Annotated in this window: 16 protein-coding genes; 8 read left to right on the top strand and 8 right to left on the bottom strand. The window is 68.3% G+C overall.

Annotation, left to right across the window (positions count from 1 at the left end; translation table 11 throughout):
- The first annotated feature begins 97 nt into the window (after positions 1-97).
- The 4 genes from EV667_RS17520 (at position 98) to aguA (ending at position 3,793) form a co-directional block, all read left to right on the top strand.
- Complete coding sequence (locus EV667_RS17520) at positions 98-904, top strand: DUF1223 domain-containing protein (protein WP_131836627.1); 807 nt, start codon at positions 98-100, stop codon at positions 902-904.
- A 451-nt stretch (positions 905-1,355) separates the two neighbouring features.
- Positions 1,356-1,751 carry a DUF2794 domain-containing protein gene (locus tag EV667_RS17515; RefSeq protein WP_425359042.1) on the top strand — a complete coding sequence of 132 codons (396 nt, stop codon included), beginning with the start codon at positions 1,356-1,358 and terminating at the stop codon, positions 1,749-1,751.
- Between the two features lie 27 nt (positions 1,752-1,778).
- Positions 1,779-2,669 carry an N-carbamoylputrescine amidase gene (aguB, locus tag EV667_RS17510; protein ID WP_131836625.1) on the top strand — a complete coding sequence of 297 codons (891 nt, stop codon included), beginning with the start codon at positions 1,779-1,781 and terminating at the stop codon, positions 2,667-2,669.
- Positions 2,670-2,701: 32 nt separating this feature from the next.
- Positions 2,702-3,793, top strand: a complete 1,092-nt coding sequence (gene aguA, locus EV667_RS17505) for an agmatine deiminase (protein ID WP_131836624.1) — start codon at positions 2,702-2,704, stop codon at positions 3,791-3,793.
- 3 nt (positions 3,794-3,796) lie between these two features.
- On the opposite strand, the gene EV667_RS17500 is transcribed toward aguA, so the two are convergent.
- From EV667_RS17500 to EV667_RS17465, 8 genes are all read right to left on the bottom strand, one after another.
- On the bottom strand, positions 3,797-4,825 hold the full coding sequence (locus EV667_RS17500; protein WP_131836623.1) for an SDR family oxidoreductase: 1,029 nt from the start codon (positions 4,823-4,825) through the stop codon (positions 3,797-3,799).
- The gene (larB, locus tag EV667_RS17495) at positions 4,825-5,490 is read right to left on the bottom strand and encodes a nickel pincer cofactor biosynthesis protein LarB (RefSeq protein WP_131836622.1); all 666 of its coding nucleotides are present in this window, start codon (positions 5,488-5,490) and stop codon (positions 4,825-4,827) included. The genes EV667_RS17500 and larB overlap by 1 nt, the downstream gene beginning before the upstream one ends.
- 3 nt (positions 5,491-5,493) lie before the next feature.
- Complete coding sequence (gene larE / locus EV667_RS17490) at positions 5,494-6,327, bottom strand: ATP-dependent sacrificial sulfur transferase LarE (protein WP_245516229.1); 834 nt, start codon at positions 6,325-6,327, stop codon at positions 5,494-5,496.
- Entirely contained in the window at positions 6,320-7,642 is a 1,323-nt protein-coding gene (gene larC / locus EV667_RS17485; RefSeq protein WP_245516227.1) for a nickel pincer cofactor biosynthesis protein LarC, read from the bottom strand. Before larC ends, larE begins: the two co-directional genes overlap by 8 nt.
- Positions 7,639-8,964 carry a nickel-dependent lactate racemase family protein gene (locus tag EV667_RS17480; protein ID WP_131836621.1) on the bottom strand — a complete coding sequence of 442 codons (1,326 nt, stop codon included), beginning with the start codon at positions 8,962-8,964 and terminating at the stop codon, positions 7,639-7,641. Before EV667_RS17480 ends, larC begins: the two co-directional genes overlap by 4 nt.
- 134 nt (positions 8,965-9,098) lie before the next feature.
- Complete coding sequence (gene selD, locus EV667_RS17475; RefSeq protein ID WP_131836620.1) at positions 9,099-10,157, bottom strand: selenide, water dikinase SelD; 1,059 nt, start codon at positions 10,155-10,157, stop codon at positions 9,099-9,101.
- A 119-nt stretch (positions 10,158-10,276) separates the two neighbouring features.
- Positions 10,277-11,452 (bottom strand): transglutaminase-like domain-containing protein, encoded by a 1,176-nt coding sequence (locus EV667_RS17470; protein ID WP_131836619.1) that lies wholly within the window; start codon positions 11,450-11,452, stop codon positions 10,277-10,279.
- The gene (locus EV667_RS17465) at positions 11,449-11,979 is read right to left on the bottom strand and encodes a TlpA family protein disulfide reductase (protein WP_245516226.1); all 531 of its coding nucleotides are present in this window, start codon (positions 11,977-11,979) and stop codon (positions 11,449-11,451) included. Before EV667_RS17465 ends, EV667_RS17470 begins: the two co-directional genes overlap by 4 nt.
- Before the next feature lie 338 nt (positions 11,980-12,317).
- On the opposite strand from EV667_RS17465, the gene fdnG reads away from it, so the two are divergent.
- The 4 genes from fdnG to fdhE all read left to right on the top strand — a co-directional run bounded on the left by fdnG (position 12,318) and on the right by fdhE (position 18,162).
- A complete protein-coding gene (gene fdnG / locus EV667_RS17455; RefSeq protein WP_165901640.1) occupies positions 12,318-15,407 on the top strand; it encodes a formate dehydrogenase-N subunit alpha in 3,090 nt (1,029 codons plus the stop codon).
- Between the two features lie 12 nt (positions 15,408-15,419).
- Positions 15,420-16,406, top strand: a complete 987-nt coding sequence (gene fdxH / locus EV667_RS17450; RefSeq protein ID WP_131836616.1) for a formate dehydrogenase subunit beta — start codon at positions 15,420-15,422, stop codon at positions 16,404-16,406.
- Entirely contained in the window at positions 16,403-17,128 is a 726-nt protein-coding gene (locus tag EV667_RS17445) for a formate dehydrogenase subunit gamma (RefSeq protein WP_207907791.1), read from the top strand. The genes fdxH and EV667_RS17445 overlap by 4 nt, the downstream gene beginning before the upstream one ends.
- Before the next feature lie 119 nt (positions 17,129-17,247).
- A complete protein-coding gene (gene fdhE / locus EV667_RS17440) occupies positions 17,248-18,162 on the top strand; it encodes a formate dehydrogenase accessory protein FdhE (RefSeq protein ID WP_131836615.1) in 915 nt (304 codons plus the stop codon).
- Positions 18,163-18,171 lie beyond the last annotated feature (9 nt).

The raw sequence follows: 18,171 nt of genomic DNA, 5'->3' as shown, positions 1-18,171 counted from the left end.
TGGCCCGGCGACGGCTCCGCCTCCGAGCCCCGCGCCATCCCTGCGGACTGGCCCGCTATGCAACCGAGACGTCCACGCCCAAGGACCCCCGCCCGACATGTCCGTGACCGCCTTCGCTTTGCACCTGCCTGTTCCTCGTGTCCGTGCGGCGGCGCTGGCGCTGCTCGCCTTTACCCTCGCGCTTCCGGGCGCCGCCCGGGCGGAAGACGTTTCGGTGCCAGCGGTCAAGGCCGCGCCGGTGAAGCCGGTCACGGCGCCGAAGGCGGTGATCGAGCTGTTCACCAGCCAAGGGTGCTCTTCCTGCCCGCCCGCCGACAAGTTGATGGGCGAGCTTGCCGCCCGTTCTGACGTGATCGCGCTCACCCTGGCGGTGGACTATTGGGATTATCTCGGCTGGAAGGACACGCTGGCCAAGCACGGCCATTCGCTGCGCCAGAAGGCCTATGCCCATATGCGCGGCGACGGCAAGATGTTCACCCCGCAAGCCGTGGTCAACGGCCGCGCCATGATGATCGGCTCGGATCAGGCGGCGCTGGAGCGCACGCTGGCGTCCACCACCCCGCCCCCCGTTCCGGTCTCGGTGGAGAGCAGCGGCCGCACGGTCAAGGTCCGCATCGGTGCCGTCCCCGGCGCGGCGAAGGGCGAGGTCTGGCTCTGCCCGGTGGCCAGCCGCATGGATGTCGAGATCGGCCGAGGCGAGAACGAGGGCGCCAAGGTGGTCTACCACAATGTGGTGCGCGGCTGGGTACGGCTCGGCACCTGGGAAGGCACGGAAGCCAGCTTCGAGGTCCCGGTGCATCGCCAGCCGGGCGATTCCGTCGACGCCGTGGCGGTCTTCGTCCAGTCCGGCTCGTCCACCGAGCCGGGCACCATCCTCGGCGCCGCCCTGCACCCGCTCGACTGACATCTTCGGAAACTCGAATCACGCCCTCGTTAACCGAAAACACAAGGCTGCCCGATTTCAGCCGTTGCGATGCCCCTTGTGGCAGCCAATCTCCTCTTCATAGCGTTGGGCCGGTTCGCGAGTGCATCGGTTTCCCAGCCCCCCAGCCCCCCGCGGTGCTTGTGGACCGGCCTGACGTTATCTCCAGTGGAGCGACCGAAGCGGATCGTTTCCATCCGTTTCGGTCGCTCCACCATTTCAATGCGTTGTGGGCTGACTTGGTCGCCACATTCAAAATGCGAATGTCGCGGTCGGACCACTCGATTCAATCCCCGAATTGCCCTTCAGGGCCGGCCATGTCGCCGGCCCTTTTTTGTGTCCGGCGGCCGCGCCCTTCGGCCTGCGCGGGCGTCCCGGCGCGAAAGGCGCTTGAAGCGGCGCGCCACCCGGTGGATCATGACGCCGACATGACATGCTTCAATCCGCAGGCCCTCGCGCGCCGGGCCTCAGAAGCGGGAGGCGCCGCGTGGCGGAAATCGACCCCATAGCCTTGCCGGTCGGCACCCGCACCGACCGCGTCACTTTCGACCGGCGCGAACTCGACCGCATCCTCGATCTCTATGGCCGCATGGTCGCGCAGGGCGAGTGGCGCGACTACGCCATCGACTTCACCCGCAACAAGGCCATCTTCTCGATTTTCCGCCGCGCCACCGAGGTGCCGATCTATCGCATCGAGAAGGACCCGCGCCTTGCGCGCAAGCAGGGCGCCTACACGGTGGTGTCGCAGACCGGCCTCATCCTCAAGCGCGGGCACGAGCTTGCGCGGGTGATCGCCGTGCTGGAAAAGCCGCTGCGCGCCGTCAACTGACGTTTCCCGCCTGATTCGGAGAGTTCCATGCGCAGCCTGACCGTTGCCGCCACCCAGATGCGCTGCGACTGGAACATCGAGGGCAACATCGCCCGCGCCGAGGCGCTGGTGCGCGAGGCGGCGTCGCGCGGCGCCACGCTCATCCTGCTGCAGGAGCTGTTCGAGACCCCCTATTTCTGCCAGGACCAGCTGCACGAATTCCTCGACCTCGCAAAGCCCTTCGAGGGCAACCGGCTGATCGCTCATTTTTCCGCACTCGCCAGGGAACTGGGCGTCGTGCTGCCCGTCTCCTTCTTCGAGCGCGCCGGCCAGGCCACCTTCAACAGCCTCGCCATGGTGGACGCGGACGGCCAGGTGCTCGGCCTCTACCGCAAGAGCCACATTCCGGACGGGCCGGGCTACACCGAGAAGTTCTATTTCTCCCCCGGCGACACCGGCTTCCGCGTCTGGAACACGGCGGTCGGGCGCATCGGGGTCGGCATCTGCTGGGACCAGTGGTTCCCGGAATGTGCGCGGGCCATGGCGCTGCTCGGCGCCGAAGTGCTGCTCTACCCCACCGCCATCGGCTCCGAGCCGCAGGATGCGAGCCTCGATTCGGCCGGCCACTGGCAGCGGGTGATGCAGGGCCATGCGGGCGCCAACCTCATGCCGCTCATCGCCTCCAACCGCATCGGCCGTGAAGAGGGGCGCAACGGCACGTCCCTCACCTTCTACGGTTCTTCCTTCATCGCCGGCCCCACCGGCGAGAAGGTCGCGGAGGCCGGGCGTGACGCGGAAACGGTGCTCACCGCCACCTTCGACCTCGACGGCATCGCCCGCCAGCGCCAGAGCTGGGGCGTCTTCCGCGACCGCCGGCCGGACCTCTATGGCCCGCTGCTCTCGCTCGACGGGCGGGCGCCGACGCGCGCGATTGGATGACATCATGAGCGAGACACGATGAGCGACACACGATGAGCGAAACCCTCGCTACCCTCCCCGCCGCCGACGGCTTCCGCATGCCGGCGGAATGGGAGCCGCATGCCGGCACCTGGATGATCTGGCCGGAGCGGCCGGACAATTGGCGCGCCGACGCCGAACCCGCGCAGGACGCTTTTGCGGCCGTGGCGAGCGCCATCGCCCGCTTCGAGCCCGTCACCATGCTCGCCAGCCCGCGCCAGTGGCGCCATGCCCGCGCCGCCCTGCCGCCCGCCGTGCGCGTGGTGGAGGCCACCTCCGACGATTCCTGGTGCCGCGACTGCGGCGCCACCTTCCTCACCGATGCGCGCGGCCGGCTGCGCGGCGTCGACTGGGGCTTCAATGCCTGGGGCGGGCTCTACAGCCCCAGCGACCAGGACGAGCTGATCGCCGCCAAGATGCTGGAGATCGAGCGTGCCCCGCGCTACGACGCGCCGCTGATTCTGGAAGGCGGCTCGATCCATGTCGATGGCGAGGGCACGGTGCTCACCACCGAGGAGTGCCTGCTCAACCCCAACCGCAACCCCGGCCTCTCCCGCGAGGAGATCGAGCAGCATCTGAAGGATTATCTCGGCGTCACCAAGGTGCTCTGGCTCGGCGCCGGGCTCGTCGACGATGAAACGTCAGGCCATATCGACAATCTCGCCTGCTTCATCCGGCCCGGCGTGGTGGCGCTGACCGGCTGCGACGATCCACTCGACCCGCAATACCCCATCTCGAAAGACGCGCATGAGCGCCTGTCGCGGATGACCGACGCACGCGGGCGGGCGCTTGAAGTCGTCACGCTGCCGCTGCCCGGCCCGCTGTTCCGCAGCGGCGCGGAAGCGCTGGACCTTGGCACCGAGCCCGGCACCATGTCGCGCCGTCCGGGCGAGCGGCTCGGCGCCTCCTATGCCAATTTCTACCTCGGCAACGGCTTCGTGCTGATGCCGCTGCTCGACCCGGCGCAGGACGAGGCGGCCCGCGCCATCCTCTCCCGCCTGTTCCCGGAGCGCGAGGTGGTGGGCGTGCCCACCCATGAGATCATCCTCGGCGGCGGCAACATCCACTGCATCACCCAGCAGCAGCCGCTCGGCACGCCGGGCTGACACTCACCCCTTCACCAGACCGAGCCGGATCAGGCTTTCCGCCGTGGCGAGGATCGCCTCCTGCGCCGGACGCGGCGACCAGCCCAGCACGTCCCGCGCCTTCGCGTTCGACGCGCTGCAGCGGATGCCGAGCCGAGGCACCGCCATCCGCGCCATCGGCAGAGCGAGGGCGGCAAGGCGCACCGCGAGGTCCGGCAGCTGGAAGCGCGGCACCCGCCGCCCCGCCGGCCCGAGCCCCGCACGCAGTGTCCGCGCCATCTCATGCAGCGACACCGCGTCGCCGGCGGTGGCGAGAAAGCGCTCGCCCGCCGCCTCCGGTGCCGTCATCGCCTTCAGATGCAGATCGGCGACGTCGCGCACGTCGACAAGGCCGAGATAGATGCGCGGCGTCGCCGGCACCGCACCGTCCAGCAGCGCCCGGATCAGGTCCAGCGAGGCCGACATGTCGGCCCCCAGCGCCGGGCCGAGCACCACGACCGGGTTGATGGTCGCCAGCTCCATGCCGCCCTCGGCAGCGATGAAATCCCACGCCGCCCGCTCCGCCAGCGTCTTGGAGCGCGTATAGGCGTCGACGTCAGGGCCATCGGGGTCCGTCCAGTCGCGCTCGTCATAGCGACCCGCGCGCGGCGCGTGGCCATAGCCGACCGCCGCGAAGGACGAGGTGACCACCACCCGCCGCACCCCCGCCGCCCGCGCCGCCTTCAGCACCCGCAGCGTGCCCTCGCGGGCGACCCTGATCAGCCCTGCCTCATCGCCCGCCGCGAGGCCCGCCGGCACCGGCGAGGCGACATGCAGCGCGTAGTCGCAGCCCGCCATGGCGGCGTCCCAGCCGTCATCGTCGAGCAGGTCGGCGTGGTGGAAGCCGAGCGCCGCCCCCTCCTGCGCCCCGCCGGCCGCGAGCTGGGCGCGTGCCTCGCCCTCCCGCCCCATGTCGCGCAGCGTCGCGCGCACCTCATGGCCGGCGCGCAGCAGAGCAAGGATCACATGGGCCGCGATGAAGCCCGAACCGCCGGTGACGAGAACACGCGCCATCACGCCCCCCGATCGCCCGGCGCGGCAACGCCCAGCATCTTGAGGGCGGCGCAGGCGGCGCCGTATCCATTGTCGATGTTCACCGCCACCACCCCCGGCGCGCAGCTCGCCAGCGCCGAGGTGAGCGCCGCACGCCCCCCCTCCGCCACGCCATAGCCGACCGAGGTCGGCACGGCGATGACAGGCGCGCTCACCAGCCCGCCGAGCACGCTGAACAGCGCGCCTTCCATGCCCGCCACGGCGATCACCACCCGGCAGGCGCGGATCTCCTCGATCCGCTCCATCAACCGCCACAGCCCCGCCACGCCGACATCGGCTATGAGACGTGCGTCCTGCCCGTTGAAGGCGAGCGTCTGCACCGCCTCGCGCGCCACCGGCAGGTCGGAGGTGCCGGCCGCCACCACCGCCACATGGGCCTCCGCCAGCGCCACCTCCCCGCCGAGCACTGCGGTGCGCGAAAGCGGGTCATAGGCGAGACCGGCGCGCGCCGTCTCATCAAGCGCGGCAAAGCTCGCCGGCTCCAGTCGCGTCAGCAACAGCCGCGCCCCGCGCGCACGGGCGGCCGCAACGATGTCCGCGAGCTGGCCGGCCGACTTGGCGCCGCACAGCACCGCCTCGGGAAGGCCGGTGCGCGTCGCGCGCGCCCAGTCGAAGGTGAAGTCCATCGCCTAGGCCCCGACGGAGTTGACGCCGACAAACATGGCGCCGCGGCGATAGGCGCGGGAGCCGGCATAGGTTCGCCCGGCGCGTGCGGACAGCCCCACCATCAGCGCATCCACCGCACCCGCATGCCCCATCGCCTCCTCGCCCAGTTCCACCGACACGCCCTCCCGGGTGATCCGGCAGCGCAGCGTACCGCCGCCGGTCAGCGCGGCGAGGCGGCGCTCGGCCCTCTCGACAAAGGCGAGGTCGTCCGCGTCGATGGCGATGCCCGTCTCGACCCGGCTGGCGAGGCAGGGCTGCGCCGGCAGTTCGGCGACCTCGCCGAGCCCCAGCGTGCGGGCCAGCGCGCGCACATCGGCCTTGGTCATCTCCGCCTCGATAAGGGGATGCACCACCCGCCGCTCGGCGGCGGCGATCAGGCCCGGCCGGTAGTCGCCGAGATCGTCGAGATTGGCGCCGGAAGCGATCGGCCGCTCGGTCAGGCCGGCGATGCGGTCATACAGATTGGTCTTGCAGAAATAGCAGCGGTCCACCGGGTTGTCGCGGTAGCGCGGATCGTCGAACTCGCCGGTGCCGGTCACGGTCAGTTCCCAGCCCTGCGCCGCCGCCACGCGCCGCACCCGCTCCGTGGCGTCCGCCGGCACCGCCGGGGAAACCGCGTGGATCACGGAGAGCGGCACGCCGTGGGCAAAGGCGAAGCTGGCCAGCGTGAGTGAATCCACCCCACCGCTCACCGCCACCGCCAGCGCCGGGAAGCGGTCGAGCACGCGCGCCAGCCGCAGGGCGGGCGGCAAATCGGGCGGCAAAACGGGCGGCATGTCGGGCTGGGCCTCACGCATCGCCAAGCTCCGCATCGCCACGCTCCGCCCGTTGCTTCAGCGCCCGCCGCGCCGCCAGCGTGTCGCCGGCCAGCGCATCGCTTTCCGCCTTCACCGTGTCGCCACCCGGCCGCGCCGCGCGCTTCACCGCCACCCCGGCGCTCTCGCCCGCCGCGCGCTTAAGGGTAAGGCGCCGCTCCTCGCGCAGGCGCAGCCCTAGCGTCGAGGTCTGGGCGAAACAGGCGCGCGCCACAGCCTCCATGCTGTCCGGCCGCACCAGCAGCCGCAAGGAGATCACCGGCCGCCCCTTCTTGCCCAGGCGCTGACCGACGCTGACATCGAGCACGCCGGCCTGCGCCCGTAGCAGCTCGGTGGCGGTGCCGATTTCCTCGCCCGTCATGTCGTCGATCTCGCATGCGATGACCGCCACGACGTCCCCCAGCAGAGCGTCCTCCACCCGCGCCTCCTCGAAGACGAGAGCGCGCAGCACATTGGGCAGCCCCGGCAGGCTGCGCGTTCCCGCCCCGGTGCCGGACGCCACCAGCCGCCCGCCCATGGGCCGGCCGGGCCGCGCCAGGTGCTTGAGGATCGCCGCCCCGGTCGGCGTCACGCGCTCGCCGGAAACCCCGTCGTCGCGCCAGTCGAAACCGGAGAGGATGGCGGCGGTGGCAGGTGCCGGCACGGGGAGAAGCCCGTGCTGCGTCTTCACCAGCCCTCCGCCCAGCGGCAGCGGCGAGACGGTCCAGTCGGCCCCCTCCAGCGCAGCCGCGAGGCTGCCGGCCGCGACCACGTCGAGCAGCGAATCCCAGTCGGCGATCTCATGGAAATGCACATCCTCCACCTTCACCCGGTGAATGGCGGCCTCCGCCTCGGCCAGAATGGCGAGGATGGCGCAGGCGTGTCCGGCCGTCCCCATGCTCAGCGGCGCCCGCCCGATCCGCGCCCGCATGTCCAGATAGGTGCCGGCATCGTGTGAATGCCCATGTTCATGAGCCGGCTTATTATTGTCCGGCACCGCGCCGACCGCGTGGTGGTGGTGCGCGTCGACAGGCGGGCAAACAGGTTCATGGGGGTGAGCGCCCTCCAGCCCGAAGCGGCGCGCCGCGACAGCCCCGCTCAGCCCCTCGCAGAAAAAAGGCACGCCAGCGCCTTCGGGGAGCACGGCGGCCGCGTCCGCCAGAACCCGCGCGACAAGATGAGGAAAGGCATCCAGAAGCGCCGCCACGAACATGTCCCCGGCAACCCCGCCCACCGCGTCGAGATGGATGCGCCTCACACTACCTGAAGTCACGACGCTGGAGTTCGCGCCGCTGGAGTTGGTGCCGCCGAGGTTCACGCCGCTGCCTGCCGGTCCCGGCAGACCGGAATCACATAAGGCCCCTCGGGAATGATGGCGAGCGCGTTGTCACCCGAGCGCGCGAGGCTCGCGGCAATCGCCTCATTGAGATCGGGCACGATCTCCACTGCGGTGATGCGCCGCTCCTCCGGCGTCAGTCCTGTCGTGTGAAGCTGGATGCGCCCGACCCGCATGGGCTTGAGCTGCATCTCGGTCTGCCACTCGTCGACATCGGCCAGCGTCTTGGCGGTGAGCGTGGCGAGGAAGCGCTCCGGCCCCAGTTCCACCAGCCGTTCCTGCGCCGCGCGGAACTCCTCGCTGCCGAAGCCTTCCGAACATTCCGAGGCGATGATCAGCGTGCCGCCGGGCTCCAGAATGTCGAGCGGCGTCACCATGCCCTTCACGGTCTGATAGTAGGTCTTGTCGAGTGGATAGCCGGCTGAAGATGTCACCACCGTGTGGTAGCGGCGCGGCGCCTCGATGACGGTCGAGCTCTCCACGAACGCCACGGCGGCAAGGTGGCTGGCGATGATCTCGCCGAAGGAAACGAAGACAAGATCGCGCTCCTCGTCCAGCACCGTGTTCAGCGCGTAGACATCGCCCAGCTTGCGCACGATCTCCAATTGCTCCTCATGCAGCGGGTTGCCGACAAGGTTGCACTGCACCGCCAGCGGGTCTTCCATGAAGCGGGCGGAATGGAAGGTGCGGATGGTCTGGTGCCCGGCGACGCCCGGCGCCACCACTTTGCGCCCGCCGGACCAGCCGGCCATGAAATGCGGCTCCACCAGCCCGGTGGCGATGCGCAGTTCCGCCTGTGCAAATCGCCGGTCGATGAACACGGGCGTGCCGCGCGTCGACGTCGGGCCGAGGTCGACATGGGCGGCCTCGTCGCGGGCGAAATGGTTCTCCACCCGCACGTTCTCCAGCACCCAGGGGTCGCCGACGAGCTCGGCGAGTTCCTCGCCCTCATTGGGCCGGTGCAGCCCGGTCGCCACCAGCACGGTGATGGCGCCGGCGGGAATGCCGGCGGCGATCAGCGTCTCGATCATCGGCCGCAGGAACACGCCGTTCGGCACCGGGCGGGTAATGTCGCAGATCAGGATGCAGGCGCTCGCGCACCCCTTCGCCAGCTCCTTGAGCGGCGCCGAGCCCACGGGGTGCTCGAAAGCGTGGCGGATGCCGGCCAGATTGTCCGGCAGCTTGGGCAGCGCCGCCTTGCGCAGCACGGTCGGCTTCGCCCCCGGCGGCAAGGTGAGGTGCAGCGCGCCGCGACCGAAGGCGAGTTCAAGGGCGGTCTCAGGCGGGGGCGATCCCTCGTGCATGGTCATTCCTTGGGCGTGACGCCCGGACGCGCAGAGCACCGCGCGAACGAGCAGGATGGCCCCCATGATAGACGCTTGCTGCCGGCGCATAAACCTGTGACGCGGGCCCGCCGGTCACGCACGCGTGCAGGGTGCTAAACCACCGTGACCGACGGCGCGCCTTCCACCACCCGCCCGATCATGGCGGCGCGCGAAAAGCCGGCGGCGCGGATGTCCGCCAGTACCCGTTCCGCCGCTTCCGGCGCCACCGCCACCAAGAGCCCGCCCGAGGTCTGCGGGTCGGTGAGCAGGTGCCGGCTCCAGTCCGGCAGCCCCTCCGGCAGGCGCACCCCCTCGCCATAGCTCGCCCAGTTGCGGTGCGAGGCGCCGGTAATGAAGCCCGCCTGCGCCAGCGCTTGCGCCTCGGCGAGGAACGGCAGCGCCCCCGCCTCGATCTCCAGCGCCACGCCCGAGCCGCGCGCCATTTCCAGCCCATGGCCGAGAATGCCGAAGCCGGTGACATCGGTCACGGCATGCACCTGCGCGTCCCGGCCGAGCGCGGTGCCGACGCGGTTGAGCTGAGTCATCGAGGCGATCATCTCGTCATAGGCGGCGGGCGACAGCTTCTCCTTTTTGAACGCGGCGGAATAGACGCCGACGCCCAGCGCCTTGGTGAGGATCAGCGCATCGCCGGCAAAGGCGGTGCTGTTCTTGCGGATCTGCTCGGGCCGCGCCGTGCCGATCACCGCGAGGCCGTAGATCGGCTCCGGCGCGTCGATCGAATGCCCGCCCGCCACCGGAATGCCGGCCTCGCTGGCGATGGAGGCGCCACCCTTCAGGATCTCGCGCACCAAAGAGGGGTCCAGCTTGCCCAGCGGCATGCCGAGGATCGCCAGCGCCAGCAGCGGCTTGCCGCCCATCGCATAGACGTCGGAAATCGCGTTGGTGGCGGCGATGCGGCCGAATGCGTAGGGGTCGTCGACCATCGGCATGAAGAAGTCGGTGGTGGCGATCAGGCAGGTCTCGTCGTCGAGGAGGTAGACCGCCGCGTCGTCGCCGGTCTCGGTGCCGACCAGCAGCCGCTCGAAACCCGCGCTGGAAGGCTGTTCCGCCAGCAATTCGCGCAGCACCGAAGGCGCCAGCTTGCAGCCACAGCCCCCGCCATGGGCGAGGCTGGTGAGGCGGAACGGGGCGGCGGCCGGGGTGTCGAGCATGGGATGCGCTTTCGTCAGGCGTCATCCCGGCCGGCCGAAGGCCGATCCGGGATCGCGTGAAAGGGGCGGGCGATCCCGGCTCTGCGCTACGCTTCGGCCGGGATGACGATTGAGGCCCCTCAGGCCGCCACCTCGCTGGCGGTGATCGCATAGGCGAAAGCGTCGGGGTCGAGGCAGTCATGGCGCAGGCTCGCCACTTCCGCCTGCGGGTACATGAGGAAGCCAAGCTTGGGCCCGCTGGATCCCGGCAGGGCGATGTCGTGGCCGTCATTATAGGCCAGCCAGTTGCCCTCCCAGGAACCGAACAGCGCCTTGCGCGCAGCCAGCACCTTGGCGTCGTCCATGGCGTTCTTGCCCGGGGGTTCCTCCAGCACGACCTTGCGCACATCCGCCGGGTCGGTGGCGACCCAGCCGAAGCCGTCGAGCCACACTTCGGCGCGGCAATGCTGCGCCTTGGAAATGGTCGGCGAATTGGCGCCCAGGCTCTTGTAGCCGAAGGCGGAAGGCGCCACGCGGATGCCGTAGAGGTCGCGCGCGGGAATGCCGGCGGCGCGGTTCAGCCCGACAAACAGCGCGTTGAGATCGGCGCATTTGCCGCCGAGATTGCCGCTGGCGAGCAGCGAGCCGACATCGCCCGTGCCGCAGCCGCGCGTCGCGGCATTGCGATAGGTGTTCTCGACCACCCATTCATAAATGGCCCGCGACTTCTCGACATCGCTCGTCTTGCCGGCGGTGATCGTGTCGGCGGTCGCCTTCACGATACCGTCGGTGGGGATGAGGTCGGTGGGCGCGAGGAACAGCGTGCGCTCCTGCGCCGAAAGCGGCGCGGCGTTGCCCGGCGCCGAGAAATCAGTGGCGCGGTCGCGGGTGGAAAAGCGCGAGGTGATCTCGACGCTCGGCTTGGCCTCGCCCTCGGCCCAGGTCAAATGCAGCATCTGCGCGCCGTAATGCGGGTCCTTCACCACCTGCGCGGTGGCGGCATTGGTTTTCCAGGTGCTCTCGCCGGGCCTGAACCAGTCCGCCGCGCTGTAGGAGGGCAGCGGCACCCAGGCTTGAGCGGGTCCGCCCTTGCCCTCCACAGGCTTCACGTCGAGCACCGTCACCACCTCAAAGTCGCGCCACTTGCCGGGCTTGGGGGCGAAGGCGGCCGCCGCCGCCGGACCGGCGGCCTGTGCGAGGGCTGGGGAGGAGAACAGCGCGGATGAGAGCAGGGCGGAAGGCAAGGCGGCGAAGGCGGCAAGCCCCGCCCCGGCCTTGAGGATGTCGCGACGGCGGATCGTGGCGGGCCTTGTCATGGCGAGTTCTCCCGGGTCGGTTCTTGTTGGTCGAGGGGTGGCAGCCCCGCGCCTTCAGGCGCGACGGCCGAATCGGCAGGCATGTCCGTCATCAGGGCGGTGAGTTGGCGCTCGGCGGCCGGGTCGTCCCAGTCGACGGGACCATCGGCGAAGAGGCGCAGGGCGTGGGTGCCGTCGAGCACGAAGCTTGCCGGCAGGCCGGCGACCTTCCACGCCTTTAGCGCGGCGCGATCCTCGTCCAGCAGCACGGGAAACGGCACGGGACGGGCATCGAAAAAGCGGCGCACCCGCACCGGCACCTCGCCCACATCGACCGCGAGAATCGCCACGCCGCTTGTCCCGCGTTCGGCGAGCCGTGAAAGCCCCGCCATTTCCTCACGGCAGGGCGCGCACCATGTCGCAAAGAAGTGAACCAGCACCGGGCGCCCCTTGAGCGCCGCGAGATCCTGCCGGCCGTGATCGAGCGAGGGAAGCGACAGCGCCGGCGCCCCGGCCCCGATCGGCAAAGGCGAGGCGGCACAGGCCATCCCCGCTCCGCCAAGCGTCAATGACGCAAGGGAAGATACGACGAGCAACAGACTCCGGTTCTTCTCGCCCCGACACGCGGGAGCCGTAGATGCGAGCACGGCAGTAATGCTGCGCCGTGGTTGGCAAATCGTCAATTGGCTGCCTGGCGAAATCGTCGTTACCGCAGCGCAGCATTTCAAAACCGCACGGCAACATGGGAAGGATTTGAAATTGCACGGGTTTTTGACTCGTCTTTAGCCCTTTGTCTGTTTGACATTGGAGAAGCTAAAAAATAGCCTTGCGATTGGCAAAGCCTATCGCCCGATGGGCTTCATGACGAGAACACGGGAGGGCCACGATGAATATGGAGCTCTCGCGCCGTACGTTCCTCAAGACGTCGGGAGCCGGCATTGCCGGTACCACGTTGGGTGCCTTCGGCTTCAGCGAGGCGGAGGCAGCCGTCGCCTCTGCCGTGAAGCCGTTCCACCTGGTGAACACCACGGAAGCGCGAAACACCTGCACCTACTGCTCGGTCGCCTGCGGCATCATCATTTATTCCAAGGGTGATCTGCGCAAAGGCGAGAAGGCCGACATCGTCCATATCGAGGGCGATTCCGACCACCCGACCAATCGCGGCACGCTCTGCCCCAAGGGCTCGGCCCTGCGCGACATCGTGAAGTCGCAGACCCGGCTTACCCAGCCGATGCTGCGCAAGGCCGGCTCAAACGCCTTCGAGGCCGTCTCCTGGGATGTGGCGCTCGACAAGATCGCCCGCGCCATGAAGGACGACCGCGACGCCAATTTCGTCGCTACCAATTCGGACGGCGTGACAGTCAATCGCTGGCTCACCACCGGCTTCCTCGCGGCCTCCGCGACCACCAACGAAACCGCGTTCGCGACCTACAAGGTCGTGCGCTCAACCGGCATATTGGCATTCGATAACCAAGCGCGCGTCTGACACGGCCCGACGGTGGCGAGTCTCGCCCCAACATTTGGCCGTGGCGCCATGACCAACGCCTGGACGGACATCAAGAACACCGACCTTGTGATCATCATGGGCGGCAATGCCGCCGAAGCCCATCCGTGCGGCTTCAAATGGGTCACCGAGGCGAAAGCCAACCGGGGCGCCAAGCTCATCGTCGTCGATCCGCGCTACAACCGCTCGGCATCGGTGGCGGATTTCTACGCGCCGATCCGCCAGGGCTCGGACATCGCCTTCCTGATGGGGCTGATCAATCACTGCATCAGCCATGACAAGGTGCAGTGGGAATATGTGAAGCCCTTCACCAACGCCACCTTCGTGGTGCGCGAGGGCTACGCCTACCAGGACGGCCTGTTCACCGGCTATGACGAGGAAAAGCGCGACTACAACCGCGACAGCTGGGAGTACGAAATCGGGCCGGACGGCTATGCCGTTGTGGACGAGACGCTTCAGAACCCGCGCTGCGTGTGGAACCTGCTGAAAGAGCACGTCGCCATCTACACGCCCGAGATGGTGGAGCGCATCTGCGGCACGCCCAAGGAGGCGTTCCTCAAGGTGGCAGAGATGGTCGGCGAATGTTCGACCCCGACCAAGACCATGACGAGCATGTATGCGCTCGGCTGGACCCAGCACTCCAAGGGCTCGCAGAACATTCGCGGCATGGCGATGCTGCAGCTCATCCTGGGCAATATTGGCGTGCGCGGCGGTGGCATGAATGCCCTGCGCGGCCATTCCAACATCCAGGGGCTGACCGATCTCGGGCTGATGAGCAACCTCATCCCGGGCTATCTCAACATCCCCACCCAGAAGGAACCGGACTTCACCACCTATATGTCGACCCGGGCCTTCAAGCCGCTGCGGCCGAACCAGACGAGCTACTGGCAGAACTACCGCAAGTTCTTCGTCAGCTTCATGAAGTCGATGTACGGGCCCGCCGCGACAGCCGAGAACGACTGGGGCTACAACTATTTGCCCAAGCTCGATGTCGCCAGCTACGACGTGCTGCGCATCTTCGACATGATGAAGAATGGCAAGGTGAACCTCTATTTCTGCCAGGGGTTCAACCCGCTTCAGGCTTTCCCGGACAAGGGCAAGCTGGCGGCGGGTCTCGCCAAGCTGAAAATGCTCGTCATCATGGACCCGTTGCAGACCGAGACCGCCCGCTTCTGGGAGGATCACGGCACCTTCAACAAGGTGAGCCCGGCGGATATCCAGACCGAGGTGATCCAGCTTCCCACCACCTGCTTCGCCGAGGATGAGGGCTCGCTGGTCAATTCCGGCCGCTGGCTGCAATGGCACTGGCCGGGTGGCTCGCCTCCGGGCGAGGCCAAGACCGACATCTGGATCATGGCGCAGATCCACCTGCGGCTGAAGGAACTGTACCAGAAGGAAGGCGGCGCCTTCCCCGACCCGATCGTCAACCTCAACTGGACCTACAAGGACCCCGGCGAGCCGACGGCGGAGGAACTGGCGCGGGAGATGAACGGCTCGGTACTGGCCGACGTGTACGACCCCGTCGACCCGACCAAGAAGGTGCTGGAAGCCGGCAAGCAGCTTTCCGGCTTCGGCCAACTGCGCGACGACGGCACCACGGCGGGCGGCTGCTGGATCTTCTCCGGCTGCTGGACCGAGGCCGGCAACATGATGGCGCGACGGGACAATTCCGACCCGGGCGACGCCGGCATGTTCCTCAAATGGTCGTTCTCCTGGCCGGCGAACCGGCGCATCCTCTACAACCGCGCCTCCTGCGACGTCGACGGCAAGCCGTGGGACCCCTCGCGCAAGCTGATCGAGTGGGACGGCGCCAAGTGGACCGGCTACGACGTGCCGGACATCGCGCCCACCGCCAAGCCGAGGGATGTCGGCCCCTTCATCATGAACCCCGAGGGCACCTCCCGCCTTTGGGTGCGCAAGATGATGCGGGACGGGCCGTTCCCGGTGCATTACGAGCCGTTCGAGAGCCCGGTCGCCAATGTCATCGCCCCGAAGATACGCGGCAACCCGGTGGCGCGCGTGTTCCCGGACGACTGGAAGACCTTCGCCGACATCGGCGATCCGGCCTTCCCCTATGCCGGCACCTCCTACCGTCTCACCGAGCATTTCCACTACTGGACCAAGAACAACCATGTGAACTCGGTCCTGCAGCCGGAACAGTTCGTGGAGATTTCCGAGGAACTGGCGAAGGACAAGGGCATCGAGCTCGGCGGCTGGGTGCGGGTGTGGTCGAAGCGCGGCGAACTCTACGCCAAGGCGGTCGTCACCAAGCGCATCAAGCCGATGACCGTCGACGGCAAGATCGTCCACATCGTCGGCGTGCCCATCCACTGGGGCTTTGTCGGCGCCGCCCGCAAGGGCTTCACGGCGAACACGCTGACCCCCTTCGTGGGCGACGCCAATATCGAGACCCCGGAGTTCAAGGCGTTCATGGTCAACATCGAGCCCTCCACCGGGCCGGTGGTGGCATAGGGAGGCGGCAGCATGTTCCCACCCATCCCCAACCCCTCCGTCGCCTCCGACGCCGCCACCCCGCGTTTCGGCGAGAAGGATGTGATGCGCCGCTCGGCCTCCGAGGTCACGCCGCCTGCCCAGCGGCTGACCGAGGTCGCCAAGCTGATCGACGTGTCGAAATGCATCGGCTGCAAGGCCTGCCAGGCCGCGTGCCTGGAATGGAATAACCTGACCGAGGAGATCGGCTTCAACCACGGGACCTACACCAATCCCATGGACCTGACGCCGGACACCTTCACCCTGATGCGCTTCACCGAATGGGTGAACCCCGAGACCGAAAATCTCGAATGGCTCATCCGCAAGGATGGCTGCATGCATTGCGAGGATCCGGGCTGCCTCAAGGCCTGCCCGGCGCCCGGCGCCATCGTGCAGTACTCCAACGGCATCGTGGACTTCCAGCACGACAACTGCATCGGCTGCGGCTACTGCATCAAGGGCTGCCCGTTCAACATTCCGCGCATCTCCAAGGTCGATCACACCGCCTACAAATGCACGCTGTGCTCCGACCGCGTCGCGGTCGGCCAGGGCCCGGCCTGCCAGAAGGCGTGCCCGACCCAGGCCATCGTCTTCGGCACCAAGGACGAGATGAAGGACTGGGCCGAGCTGCGCATTACCGACCTCAAGTCGCGCGGCTTCGAGAATGCGGGCCTCTATGACCCGCCGGGCGTGGGCGGCACCCATGTCATGTATGTGCTGCACCATGCCGACACGCCGTCCATCTATGCCGGCCTGCCGGATAATCCGCGCATCTCGCCCCTCGTCGACGCCTGGAAGGGCATGACCAAATATGTCGGCCTCGCGGTGATGGGCTTCGCGGCCGCCGCCGGCTTCCTGCACTATGTCGTCGCCGGGCCGAACAAGGTCTCGGAGGAGGACGAGGAGAACGCCGAGAGGCTCGCCGACGGCACGCCGCCGCCGGCACCGCCCGCCGGCCTGCACGAGGGGAGGACGCCATGAGCGCCGACAACCTCAAGACCGATACGCCGAATGATGTGGAACCGGGCGATTCCGTTCGCCCGGGCCACCCGGTGCAGGTGTCGCGCTATACGCTGCCCGCCCGCATCAATCACTGGATCACCGCCCTCAGCCTCGTCCTGCTGGCGCTGTCGGGCATGGCGCTGTTCACGCCGAAGCTGTTCTTCCTCACCGGCCTGTTCGGCGGCGGGCAGTGGACGCGGGTGCTGCATCCCTGGATCGGCGTGGTGCTGTTCTTCTCCTTTGCCGGACTGTTCCTGCGCTTCTGGCGGGCGAATCTCCCCGCGCGGGAGGACGGCACCTGGCTCGCCCGCATCAGCGACGTGCTTCGCGGGCGGGAGGAGAGGCTACCGGAAATCGGCAAGTACAATGCCGGCCAGAAATTCGTCTTCTGGGGCATGTCGGGCCTCATCATCGTGCTGATCGCCAGCGGCATCGCGATGTGGGACCAGTATTTCTACGCCTTCACCACCATCGAGCAGAAGCGTGTCGCCGTCCTCGTCCATGCGGTGGCGGCGGTCTGCATCATCTGCGTGTGGATCATCCACGTCTATGCCGCCATCTGGGTCAAGGGCACCATCGGCGCCATGACGCGAGGCAAGGTGACAGGCGGCTGGGCCTGGCGGCACCACCGCAAATGGCTGCGCGAACTGGTCGGCAAGCCGCGCCGCCCCGTCCCGCGGCCCGGCACGCCGGCGGAATAGGCGGGCGGCGACCGCCTTCCCGGAACGGCCCTCGGCCGTCCGGGAGGGCGCAGCAGGGCGACGTCGAAAAGCGCGCGGCGCCCCAGATGTAACACGTGGCCCGTGCGGTTCGTGAGGTGATGATGTCCCAAGACCTTAAGCCCGACCCCACCGTGATCGGTGCCGTCTCCATCCCGCCCTTCGCGGTACTGCCCGATCCGTCGACCCTTTTCGGTGTGCGGGCGAAGCGGCTGCGCACCTATGCGGCGGTCAGCCCGCTAAAACCCTATCTCGACTTCATCGCCGGCCTCATCGAGGCGCAGCAGGCCATTATCCCCGCCCTGCCGCCGGTGGAGCCGCACGATCCGGAAAGGCTGGAGCGTGCCCGCGCCTTCGAGATGCCGGCGCTGGAGCGCGCCACCACCACGCTCGACGACACGCTGGAGGCAACGCTCGACCAGTTGTTCGACGCCGCCGCCGGCGTGCCGATGCCCGACGAGGCGGCACAGGCGCTGACCCGTGTCCGTCTCGCCGAGGGTGCGGGGCGCGCGCAGATGGTGCGCGACGTGCTGGCCCATGATCTGCCGGTGGAAAGACTGGCCGAGCATGTCTATGTCGCGGCCGCGCTGCAGGTGCATTTCGCCCGCCTCGCCGCCACGCTCGACGCAAAAAAGCTGGTGCCGGTGGGCGATGGCGTGTGCCCGGCCTGCGGCGGCCCGCCGGTGGCTTCGCTCATCGTCGAATGGCCGAACGCCCATGGCAACCGCTTCTGCGCCTGCTCGCTCTGCTCCACCCTCTGGCACTATGTCCGCATACGCTGCTGCGCCTGCGGCACCACCAAGGGCATCGGCTATCAGGAGATCGAGGGCAGCCCCGGAACGGTGAAGGCGGAAACCTGCGACGAGTGCCACACCTATGTGAAGGTGATGTACCAGAACAAGGACGTCACCATCGAGCCGGTAGCCGACGACATCGGCACGCTGGGTCTCGACCTGATGATGCGCGAAGGCCCCTATCGCCGCGCCGCCTTCAATCCCTTCCTGCTCGGTTATTGAGGACGGGGC

Origin of the sequence: Ancylobacter aquaticus (assembly GCF_004339465.1) — a bacterium.
Taxonomy (GTDB): domain Bacteria; phylum Pseudomonadota; class Alphaproteobacteria; order Rhizobiales; family Xanthobacteraceae; genus Ancylobacter; species Ancylobacter aquaticus.
The sequence above is the reverse complement of the archived record's forward strand: the minus strand, read 5'-3'. Positions and strand labels throughout refer to the sequence as shown.